We start from the raw sequence: 10780 nt of genomic DNA on the forward strand, positions 1-10780 counted from the left end.
GACCGACTCCCGCGGCCGGGGCGAGCCCGTCGACGGCCGCGACGGACGGGCTCCCGGTCCATCGCGAGCCGGATCGTGACAGGCTGGCCGGACGATCCCGGGCGGAGGACGGTCAGACATGACGCATCAGTTCGAGCTGAGTCAGCAGGTGGCCGCTCCGGCCGGCGCGATCTGGGCCGTGCTGACCGACATCGACGGAGCGGCGCAGACCCTCTCGGGCGTCAGCCGGATCGAGGTGCTCACCCCCGGTGAGTACGCCCCGGGGTTCCGGTGGCGCGAGACCCGGACGATGCTGGGCAAGGAGAGCACCGAGGAGATGTGGGTGACGGAAGCCGACGCCGCCCGGTCCACGACGGTCGAGGCGGTGTCCGACGGGGTCACCTACACGACCAGGTTCACCCTCACGCCGTCGGGCACCGGCACGGAGCTACGGATGGTCTTCGGAGCCGAGCTCGTCCGTCCGTCCGTGGGCTCGCGGGTGATGATGGCGGTGCTCGGCCGCCTGGGGCTGCTCGTCACGCGTCGCGCGATGCGTCGGGACCTGGCCGAGATCGCCGCACGAGCGGAAGCCCTCGCCGCGGCGGGCTGAGCCCGGATCCGGTCACCCCGCCGGGAGGTCTCTGGCACGCGCGGTTCCCCGCGTCTGCGGGACGGGCGGAGGTGCGACGATCGACCCATGACCGAGAGACCAGGGCCTCCGACCACCGAGGCACGGCTCGCCGCCGTGCGGCATGCCGTCACGGCCGTCGAGCGCGCCGAGGGCGAGCTGCAGCGCGCCGTGGACGAGGCGCGTGCCGCAGCGGATCCCGAGGAGGAGATCCTCGCGGCGCTGGCCGTGCGGGACGCGGCGGTGCGCAGCGGGGTGGTCGAGCTCCTCGACGCCCTCGGCCCGGCCTCCGTCGCGGCACTGGCCGGGGCCAGGACCAAGGAGCACGCCGTCGACTGGGCGACACCTCGCGGTTCGCTCCCCGGTCCGGATGCGGCGAGACGGCTGAGGGCGGCCCACCAGGCCTGGGGGCGGATCGCCCGGGTCCAGGGGGAGGAGGCCGCCCGAGCCTGGATCCTGCGACCGAACCCGGAGCTGGGTGGAGACTCGCCGCTCGTCGCCATCAAGCGCGACCGGGTGCGCGACCTCACGCCCGCGGTGGACGCGCTCCTCTGCGGCTGAGCTCAACCGATCCCGAGGATCCACCAGCCGCCGAGCACCAGCGCTCCCGCGCACACGAGCCAGAACATCCCGACCCACAGGACCGCGGGGAGATGGGTCAGCCGGGCGAGCACGTCGGCGTCGGACGACCCGCCGCCTCGGCCCGACCTGCGCCGCGAGGTCTGGAGCTCGACCACGGCCCGCGGGGCGCCCAGCAACAGGAACCAGGTGACCGTGTAGGCCACCCCGACCTGCCACGCGAGGGGAGCGGACCAGCTCACCGCGGCCAGCGCGACACCCGCAACGAGCACGACCCACAGCCCGTAGAGGTTGCGGATCTGCAGGAGCAGGAGGGCAAGGGCGACCAGCAGCAGCCAGAGCAGCCCGATGGCGTACCCGCTGCGCAGGAGCGCCGCGGCGCCGAGGCCCAGCACCGCAGGGCCGACGTATCCCGCGAAGGCGGTCGCGACCATCCCCGGGCCGCGTGGCCGGCCGACCGAGACCGTCAGGCCGGAGGTGTCCGAGTGCAGCCGCACCCCGGCCAGCCTCCTGCCGGAGAGCACGGCGACCAGGGCGTGGGAGCCCTCGTGCACCACCGTCAGCGCATGCCGGGTGATGCTCCACGCGGTGGGCAGCACGACCGCGGCGAGTGCCACCGCAGCGGTCACGAGCACCACGTCGCGCTCGGGCGCCGCCTGGACGGTCGTCGCCCTCGCCCAGAGCTCGGCGAGGGCGCTCGTCACGGCGTCGACGAGGACTCCGGCGCCAGCACCACGAGCGGGATCTCCCGTGCGGTGCGCTCCTGGTACCCGGCGTAGTTGCGGTACCGCGCGGTGATCCGCGGCCAGGCCTCCGCACGCTCGGCGGGGGTCAGGACGCGCGCGACCATGGGCTCAGGCGCTGCGCCGCCGGCGGCGACCTGCACGTGCGGGTCGGCCTGCAGGTTGAGGAACCATGCCGGGTGCTGGTGGTCCCCGCCCCGCGAGGCGACGACGACCATGCCCTCGTCGAGGGTCAGGGGAGCCGTGAGCATCGTCGAGCGCTGCCGGCCGGACCTGCGGCCCGTCGTGGTGAGCTCGAGGACGGGCATCCCGCCCATGGACCAGCCCGCCTTCCCCCGGGAGACGGCGATCAGGCCTCGGTGCACGGCGTTCATCAGGGTCAGGGTCACTCTGCTCGGCATGGGGCCATCCTCGCAGGGCGGGCTGTGCTCCGAGACGAGGCACCGACCAGCGGGTGTCGAACCTCCGGTGCGCAGCGACCGGTCGGAGTACGTTCGGAAGACGGACCCGATCACGGACCCCGCCGCTGGTCGGGCAGCGTAGGGAGGTCTGCGATGAGAAGACGCACACAGGTCCTGGCGCTCACCGGAGCGGTGGCCGCGGTTCTCGCCTTCCCGGCGTCGGCCTCGGCGGCCGAGGCCGACGGGTGCTCCGGCTCCTTCACCTCGAAGGACGCCTCGGGAGCCATCCTCGACACCGCCGAGGCGCCCGGTGAGGGGGCGACGCAGGACGACCCGTTCCAGATCGACCCGGACGGCACCGTGGAATGGGGTGGCAGCACCGACGCGGTGATCCAGGACGGCTCGTGGTCGGTGACCATCGCCGGGCTGCCGTTGAGCAGCGGCTCGGTCGACAACGCGGCAGGCGAGACGACGCGGGACGGCGTGCAGAGCCTCGCTGACCTCCCGGGCCCCGCCACCTGGGCGCTGCAGGGCGCCATGGTCATCCCGGTCACCGGCACGATCACCGGGACCGGCGGTTCCTGCGAGGCGAGCGGATTCGTCACGGGTACCGGGTCGCCGACGTCGTCACCGATCTTCTTCATCGGGGCGGGGCTCGGTCTGGTCGGGCTCCTCATGGGCTCGGCGGTGTTCGCCGGTACGAAGGTCGTTCCTGGCGGGGCGGCACGGGCCACGGCAGGAGGCATGTCATGAGCACCCACGTCCAGCGTCGTCCGATCCTCGGCTTCTTCGCGGGCCTCTTCCTCGGACTGGGCGTCGCCCTCGTCCTCTTCGTCTTCGGGGTGCTGCCGACGACGGTGGTCTGGCTGGCGATCCTCAGCGGGGTCGGCGTCGTCCTCGGTGTGGTGGCCGCCTCCACGGCGCCGGCCCGGGGCCGCTGACCACCCGGAGGTCACGGCTGAAGGAATCGACGAGCTCCCGACACAAGAGGGGTAGCGGAAGGGATTCCGGGGCGCCCCGATCGACGCCCATGACCCGGCCCTCCCGTGCCCGAGCACCAGGGGAGGATGCGATGACCATCTCAGCCGACCAGAGGGTCGCACGATCACGGCGGACACCTCTGCTCGTCGCAGCAGCGGGGCTCGCCGTCCTCGGCGGGGCCGGGCTCGTCGCGGCGGACCTCCTCGCGGGGAGCAGCTCCGCGGAGAGCATCGAGCTGATGCTCCCCGCCGACGGCGGTGCGGCATCGATCTGCCTCGCCTTCACCGTCGAGGACCTCGCGCGCATGTCGCCCGCCTTCGCCGGCACCGTCACGGACCTGACGGACGAGGGCGCCGTGCTCCGGGTGGACCGCTGGTACGCGGGGCCTGAGGCGTCCGAGGTGACGGTGAGCGTCCCGGACGGCGCGCAGATCGCTCTCAACGGCACGATCGACTTCCAGGTGGGCAGGGCGTACCTGATCACCGGGGAGGGCGGGTTAGTCAACCTCTGCGGGTACAGCGGAGAGCTGACCCCGGAGCTGCAGGCCGCCTTCGAGGCCGCCTTCTGAAGGGACCGGGCAGTCGCGCGCCGAGTATCGACAAAAAGACGTGACGCGCGTCACACTTGATCGCTCAGGCCCAGACGGGCCAGACGTCCGTTCTCGAGGAGCAGGACATGAGGCGATCACTTGTCGGTACCACCGTCGCGGCTGCCCTGGCCGCGACCCTTGCTGCGGCTGCGGCCGTCCCCGCCGCCGCGGACCAGGGGAGCAGGGCCGGGGGCCCCGGCCACCACGCGAGCGACCCGGTCGTGGTCGCCGAGCACCTCGCCGGCCCGCTGACCTTCGACGTCGTCGGACGCACGCTGTATGTCGGCCAGGCCTTCAGCGGGACGCTGTCCCGCGTCGGCCCCTCGGGGGCGAGCACCGACCTCGTCGGGCCCACCGGGGGAGAAGTGGTCGCCGTCTCGGTCTCCGACGGCACGCTGACCTGGGGTGAACGTACCGGGGACTTCGTCGTGGCGACCAGCGCCGTCCTGCGGCGGATGGACCGTCGCGGGACGGTCACCACGGTGGACATCCTCGCGCACGAGACCGCGGTCAACCCCGACGGGGTCGTGGAGTACGGCTTCAGGGGCCTGACGCCGGAGTGTGCGGCGACCCTGCCGCCGGAGCTCCAGCCGTACACCGGAGGAATCGACTCCCACCCGTACGGCTCGGTCACGAGCCGCGGAGTCACCTACGTCGCGGACGCCGGTGCGAACGCCCTCCTCGCTGTCGACCGTCGCGGCGCCATCCGGACCGTCGCCGTCCTGCCCCCGGTCCTCGTCGCGATCGATGCGGACACGGCAGCCGGCTTCGGCCTCGATCCGTGCGTCGTCGGGCACGAGTTCGCGCTCGAGTCGGTCCCGACCGACGTGGAGGTCGACGGCCGCGGTCACCTCGTGGTCTCGGTGCTGCCCGGCGGCCCTGAGGACGGCAGCCTCGGGGCGAACGGCGCCGTGTACCGGGTGGACCCGCGCACGGGTGGGGCGACGCTCCTCGCCTCGGGATTCGCCGGCGCGACGAACGTCGCCGTGGCACCCGACGGGACCGTCTACGTCGCCGAGCTCTTCGGCAACCGGATCTCGGCCATCGCTCCGCGCAGCCACGGGGTGTCGACGGTGAAGGAGCTGAACCAGCCCTCCGGCCTGGAGTGGTCCGGCGGTCGCCTCTTCGCCTCGATCGACACCTTCGGTGACGGTTCGGTGGTGAGCTTCCGGCCGTGACCCACGGGTCGGCGCCGCCCCCGGCGAGACCCTCGCGGTGGCCGCACCGCTCCGACGCGAGGAGGATGGGGGTGCGGGAGGACGAGCGATGATCTTCGCCGATCGGGTCGACGCCGGCCGTGCCCTTGCCGGTCGCGTGGGGCATCTGCGCGGCCAGGACGTGGTCGTCCTCGGCCTCCCCAGGGGTGGGGTCCCGGTCGCCTTCGAGGTCGCCGAGGCGCTGGGGGCGCCGCTCGACGTCATCGTGGTCCGCAAGCTCGGCGTCCCGTACCAGCCGGAGCTCGCGATGGGTGCCATCGGTGAGGGCGGGGCCCGGGTGCTCGATGCGCGCGTGCAGGCGGCCATGCGGGTCTCCGACGACGAGCTCGCCGAGGTCGAGCGCCAGGAACGGGCAGCGCTCGACGCGCGCGTCGCCCTGCTGCGCGCCGGTCGGGGCCGGATCGACCTGACCGACCGCGTGGCGGTCGTGGTCGACGACGGCATCGCGACCGGCTCGACGATGCGGGTGGCATGCCGCGTCGCCCGTCAGCTCGGCGCCTCCCGGGTCGTCGTCGCGGTGCCCGTCGCCCCTCCGGAGATCGCCGCGGGGCTTCCCGGTGCTGACGAGGTCGTCTGCGTGTCCAGCCCGCGGCGCTCCCGGTCCGTCGGTGAGCACTACCGGGACTTCAGCGCCACGAGCGACGACGAGGTCGTCGCCCTGCTCGACGAGGCCGCGTCACGCCACGCCGCCGACCGCGGCCACGCCACCGAGCCAGGGCTCGAGGACGAGGTCGCCATCCCCGTCGCAGGGATCACGCTGCGGGGGTCCCTCGCGCTCCCCGGAGCCGCCCGCGGGGTCGTGGTCTTCGCGCACGGGAGTGGCAGCAGCCGGCACAGCCCGCGCAACCGGGCCGTCGCCGAGGTCCTGCAGCGGGCCGGACTGGGCACGCTGCTCCTGGACCTGCTGAGCACGGACGAGGAGAAGGACCGCGCGCAGGTCTTCGACATCGACCTGCTCGCCGGACGGCTCACCGGCGCGACGCGATGGCTGCTCGAGCGACCCGACTGCGCATCCGTCCGGGTCGGCTACTTCGGGGCGAGCACGGGGGCCGGAGCCGCACTCGTCGCGGCAGCCGACCAGGGCTCGCGGATCTCGGCGGTGGTCTCCCGCGGGGGACGCCCCGACCTCGCAGGGGCGCGACTCGGGGAGGTCGAGGCACCGACGTTGCTCGTCGTGGGTGGCGCGGACCGGACCGTGCTCGAGCTCAACCGCCGGGCGGGAGAGCTGATGCACTGCGCGTACGAGCTCGTCGTCGTCCCCGGGGCGACCCACCTCTTCGAGGAGCCCGGCACCCTGACCGAGGTGGCCCTGCTGGCCCGCGACTGGTTCGTCGAGCACCTGCTCCTCGAGCCCGACCGCCGCGGGACCGTGCCCTCGTGAGCGACCTCGTCGATTGCCTGCCACGGCCGGTCGCCTTCGTGCTGGGCGGAGGCGCGAGCCTCGGCGCGGTCCAGGTCGGCATGCTCGAGGCCCTCGAGGAGATCGGGCTGCGCCCGGACCTGGTCGTGGGGACCTCCGTGGGCGCGCTCAACGGGGCGGTGCTGGCGGAGCGACCGGACGGAGCAGTGACGCGCCTGCGCACGGTGTGGGGAGAGCTCGAGCGCAGGGACATCCTCCCGCGGAACCTGCTCGGTCTGGCGTGGCGGCTCACCCAGCCGACGAACTCCCTGCTCGGGACCGAGGGCATCGAGCAGGTAGCGGAGGACATGCTGCGAGCGGAGACCTTCGAGGAGCTCGAGATCCCGTTCGTCGCCGTGACCCTCGACCTCGACACCGGGGGCGCGCGGATCCTCGACGGCGGACCCCTGGTGCCTGCGCTGCTGGCGAGCGCAGCCATCCCCGGTGTCTTCCCCCCGGTCACCGTCGACGGGCACCTGCTCGTCGACGGCGGACCGGTGGCCACCGTGCCGGTTCGCGAGGCCCTCGACCGGGGGGCGCGGTCGATGGTGGTCCTCGACTGCACCGTGCCGGGCCCCCGGGGCACCTACCGCACCGTGACCGACGTGCTCACGCGGGTGGCCGCGATCCAGCTGCGCAACCAGCTGGAGTCCGCCCTGGTCACCGTCGCCGCCGCGGTGCCGGTCGTGGTGCTCGACGCCCCGCCCGCGCGATGGGTCTCCATGGTCGACTTCGACCAGAGCATGGCGCTGATGACCGATGCGCACGTGGCGGCGCGCAGCCAGCTGGCCGCCCTGGAGGTCCACGGGCCAGGGCTCTACGGGGAGCCGTTCGCCCGGTACGACGGATCGCGGCGGGTCGGGCCGTGGCGTGGCCGGCCCTCGGTGGGGCCCCTTCCCGCGCTGCCCATCGGCCCGAAGCGGACCAGGGCCTGATCGGCACGCGCCGGTCGCTCGGCCGTCGGGGGGCGGCGACCGTCCGCAGGCCTGCCCTCGGGGTCGTCCCGAGCACGTAGGGTCGGGGGCATGCGATGGCACGTGCGGGACCTGGCGCACCGTGTCATCGGCACCGCGCCCCTGCACCCGGTCGCCTCACGTGCGCGCACGGCAGGGCTGGCACCCGAGACCGTCCACGGGGTGCTGGAGCTCGGGCTGCGGATCGGCGAGGCGATGCTCTCCCTCGGTGCCGCTGCCGCCGACGTGACCGGGACGATCCAGCGGGTCCTGGGCGCCTTCGGTCTGGCGGACTGCCAGGTGGACCTCACCTTCACCTCGATCACCGCGTCGTACGACCCCGGTGTGACCGACGTACCCATGACGGTCATGCGCGTGGCCCGCAACCGGACGACCGACTACCACCGGCTCGCGGAGGTCCACGCCCTGGCGCGCGAGCTCACGGGCCGCTCGATCCCGCACGAGGAGGCGGCAGAGGTCCTCGAGACGGCGCACGCGCGGCTCGACGACATCCTGGCCGCGCCGCACTCCTACCGGGCCGCCGTGGTGACCGCTGTGCTCTCGCTCATGGCGGCGGCGGTGGCCGTGCTGCTCGGCGGGACGGTGTGGGTGGCCCTCGTGGCGGGGTTCTCGACGGCGATGATCGACCGGGTCGTGCGCTCCCTCGGCCGACGGGGGATCCCGCCCTTCTTCCTGCAGGCCGCCGGAGCGGGGGTGGCCACGGCCGTCGCCGTCCTGCTCTTCGTGCTCGTCCCGCGGCTTCCCATCGAGCTCGCCACGATCCCCCCGTCGCTCGTCGTGGCCTCCGGGATCGTCGTGCTGCTGGCAGGCCTGTCCCTCGTCGGCGCGGCGGACGACGCGATCAGCGGATTCCCCGTCACGGCGAACGGACGGGTCTTCGAGGTGCTCGTGCTCACGGTCGGGATCGTCGTCGGCATCGGTGGTGTGCTCGACGTCGCACGGCGGCTGGGGGTCACGCTCGACGTCGTCGAGAACGCGGGCGACGCGGTGAGCCCCGTCGTGCAGGTCCTGGCTTCCGGGGTGGTGGCGGGTGCGTGGGCCGTCGCGTCCTACGCCCGGCCGCGCGCGGCACTGGTGGCGGCTGTCGCGGGGATGCTCTCCTGGTCGACCTTCGCCGCGTTGCGCGAGCTGAACGTCGGCCCTGCGGTCGCGAGCGCGGGCGCGGCCCTGCTCGTCGGGTTCGTCGCGGAGTCCCTCGCCGTCCGGCTCAAGGTGCCCTCCCTGGTGGCCTCCGCCTGCGGGATCGTCCCGCTCCTGCCCGGTCTGGCGATCTACCGTGGGCTCTTCCTCATCGTGGACGACACGGGCAGCCTCGGCGACGGAGCCGAGGTGCTGCTCGGGGCCGCCACGGTCGGTCTCGGGCTCGCGGCGGGTGTCACCCTCGGCGAGCTGCTCGCCGCACCCGTGCGCCTCGCCTCCCAGCGTGCCCGTAGCCGCTGGGCCTAGGACGGGCCCACCGCGGGAGTCCCCGGCACAATGGGCGCAGCGGGAGCCGATCGCGCACCGAGCGTGCGGCGGCCCTGACCGCACGACGGAAGGTTCGACCGGATGACAGCCGAGCGGGACCGTTTCGAGGCCACCGAGGGTGCCCGGCTGATGCGAGCCGTCGTCACCACCGGGAACGGGGGCTACGAACGGCTCGAGCTCCGCGACGTGCCGGTGCCCGTACCCGGCCCGGGTGAGGTGCTGCTGCGGGTCCTCGCGGCGGGCGTCAACAACACCGAGATCAACACCCGGCTCGGCTGGTACTCCGCCGCCGTCACCTCCGACACGGCCGGGACATCGGTGACGCAGGACGACCAGCGGCCCGACGGGGGCTGGAACGCTCCCACGCCCTTCCCGTTCATCCAGGGCGCCGACTGCTGCGGGCGGGTGGTGGAGGTGGGGCCCGGCGTGGACCCGGAGCGGGTCGGAGACCGGGTCCTGGTGCGTTCCTGCATGCGACAAGCGGACGCGGCCGAGCAGGCGGGCGTCTGGTTGGGGGTGGACGTCGACGGGGCCTTCGCGGAGTACCTCGCCGTCCCCGCCGACGAGGCCTTCACCGTGGAGAGCGACTGGTCGGACGCCGAGCTGGCCACCGTGCCGTGCGCCTACGGCACCGCGGAGAACATGCTCCAGCGTGCGGGGGTGAGCGCGGGGGAGCGGGTCCTGGTGACGGGGGCCTCCGGCGGGGTCGGATCGGCGTTGGTGCAGCTGGCGCGGCGGCGTGGTGCGCACGTGACGGCGATCGCCGGCCGCGCCAAGCTCGAGCCGCTGCGCGCCCTCGGTGCCGAGCGCACCCTTCCTCGCGGCGAGGACCCGGTCGCGGCGCTCGGTGAGCAGAGCGTCGACGTCGTCCTGGACACCGTCGGGGGACCGGAGGTCCCTGCCCTGCTCGCGGTGCTGCGGCGCGGGGGCCGGTACGCGACCTGCGGCGCGATCGCCGGACCGATCGTGAGCCTCGACCTGCGCACGCTGTACCTCAAGGACCTCACGATGTTCGGGTCCACGACGTGGGACGAGGGCGTGTTCGGCGACCTCGTCTCCTACGTCGAGCGCGGGGAGATCCGTCCCGTGCTGGCGCAGACCTTCCCGTTGGACCGGATCGTCGAGGCCCAGGAGGCCTTCCTGGCCAAGCGCCATGTCGGCAAGCTCGTGCTGCTCCCGCCGGCGGAGGACGACCACACGACCCGGGGGAGCTGAGCGGTGCGCCGGAGTGCAGCCCGTGGAGCGGTGCGTGCCGGAAGGCGGCCGGCGGCGCTCCCCGCGTGTCGCGCCGCGGTGCTCGCGCTCCTCCTCTCCGTCGGTGCGGCAGGCTGCTCGGGTGCCGCACCCGGCGAGTCCACCCTCCGGTCGGGTGCGAGCGGCCGGGGCGACCCCGGGACGACCGCGTCCGCGGGGCCGACCACTCCGGCGGATCAGCCCTTCCCCGAGGTCCTTGCCGTGGAGCTGCGGCCCACCGCCGACGGCTACGACGTCGTCGTGACGATCTCCTCGCCCTACGACACGCCCGAGCGCTACGCCGACGGCTGGCGGGTGCTCGGCCCCGACGGCACGACGCTGGGGGAGCACGAGCTGGGGCATGACCACGCGACCGAGCAGCCCTTCACCCGCACCCAGCGCTCCGTGGTCATCCCGGACGGCGTCACCGAGGTCACCGTCGAGGGCAGGGACCTCGTCAACGGCTACGGCGGGGTCACCGTCACCGTTGCCGTGCCCTGACCTTCCCGGCGAGGGAGCCCGCGGCCCATACTGGGCACGACGACCGGAAGGGGCGACGTGGCCACGATCGCGGAGCACGAGTTCATCTC

General features: G+C 73.8%; 13 protein-coding genes. 11 read left to right on the forward strand and 2 right to left on the reverse strand.

The features are described from left to right. Positions 1-118: 118 nt before the first annotated feature. Positions 119-589, forward strand: coding sequence for an SRPBCC family protein (locus ABWK99_RS08825; RefSeq protein WP_372594329.1), 471 nt, complete (start codon positions 119-121; stop codon positions 587-589). A gap of 87 nt (positions 590-676) precedes the next feature. Next, on the forward strand, positions 677-1168 hold the full coding sequence (locus tag ABWK99_RS08830) for a hypothetical protein (RefSeq protein ID WP_372594330.1): 492 nt from the start codon (positions 677-679) through the stop codon (positions 1166-1168). 2 nt (positions 1169-1170) lie between these two features. Here ABWK99_RS08830 and ABWK99_RS08835 read toward each other — a convergent pair whose 3' ends face one another. Next, positions 1171-1890, reverse strand: coding sequence for a M50 family metallopeptidase (locus tag ABWK99_RS08835; protein WP_372594331.1), 720 nt, complete (start codon positions 1888-1890; stop codon positions 1171-1173). Beyond that, a complete protein-coding gene (locus tag ABWK99_RS08840; protein WP_372594332.1) occupies positions 1887-2330 on the reverse strand; it encodes a nitroreductase/quinone reductase family protein in 444 nt (147 codons plus the stop codon). Before ABWK99_RS08840 ends, ABWK99_RS08835 begins: the two co-directional genes overlap by 4 nt. Before the next feature lie 153 nt (positions 2331-2483). Between ABWK99_RS08840 and ABWK99_RS08845 the strand changes: the two genes are divergently transcribed. From ABWK99_RS08845 to ABWK99_RS08885, 9 genes are all read left to right on the forward strand, one after another. Then, positions 2484-3083, forward strand: a complete 600-nt coding sequence (locus ABWK99_RS08845) for a hypothetical protein (protein WP_372594333.1) — start codon at positions 2484-2486, stop codon at positions 3081-3083. Continuing rightward, entirely contained in the window at positions 3080-3271 is a 192-nt protein-coding gene (locus tag ABWK99_RS08850) for a hypothetical protein (RefSeq protein WP_372594334.1), read from the forward strand. The genes ABWK99_RS08845 and ABWK99_RS08850 overlap by 4 nt, the downstream gene beginning before the upstream one ends. Before the next feature lie 131 nt (positions 3272-3402). Continuing rightward, positions 3403-3879: a hypothetical protein gene (locus tag ABWK99_RS08855; RefSeq protein ID WP_372594335.1), complete on the forward strand. Its 477-nt coding sequence runs from the start codon at positions 3403-3405 to the stop codon at positions 3877-3879. Between the two features lie 107 nt (positions 3880-3986). Further along, positions 3987-5078, forward strand: a complete 1092-nt coding sequence (locus ABWK99_RS08860) for a ScyD/ScyE family protein (protein ID WP_372594336.1) — start codon at positions 3987-3989, stop codon at positions 5076-5078. Between the two features lie 88 nt (positions 5079-5166). Further along, a complete protein-coding gene (locus ABWK99_RS08865; RefSeq protein WP_372594337.1) occupies positions 5167-6498 on the forward strand; it encodes a phosphoribosyltransferase family protein in 1332 nt (443 codons plus the stop codon). After that, on the forward strand, positions 6495-7451 hold the full coding sequence (locus ABWK99_RS08870; protein ID WP_372594338.1) for a patatin-like phospholipase family protein: 957 nt from the start codon (positions 6495-6497) through the stop codon (positions 7449-7451). The genes ABWK99_RS08865 and ABWK99_RS08870 overlap by 4 nt, the downstream gene beginning before the upstream one ends. Before the next feature lie 90 nt (positions 7452-7541). Then, positions 7542-8936 (forward strand): threonine/serine exporter ThrE family protein, encoded by a 1395-nt coding sequence (locus ABWK99_RS08875; RefSeq protein WP_372594339.1) that lies wholly within the window; start codon positions 7542-7544, stop codon positions 8934-8936. A gap of 102 nt (positions 8937-9038) precedes the next feature. After that, entirely contained in the window at positions 9039-10172 is a 1134-nt protein-coding gene (locus ABWK99_RS08880; protein ID WP_372594340.1) for an alcohol dehydrogenase family protein, read from the forward strand. A gap of 240 nt (positions 10173-10412) precedes the next feature. Continuing rightward, a complete protein-coding gene (locus ABWK99_RS08885) occupies positions 10413-10691 on the forward strand; it encodes a hypothetical protein (RefSeq protein WP_372594341.1) in 279 nt (92 codons plus the stop codon). The last annotated feature ends 89 nt before the right edge of the window (positions 10692-10780 follow it).

The organism is Actinotalea sp. (assembly GCF_041597215.1).
GTDB lineage: Bacteria > Actinomycetota > Actinomycetes > Actinomycetales > Cellulomonadaceae > Actinotalea.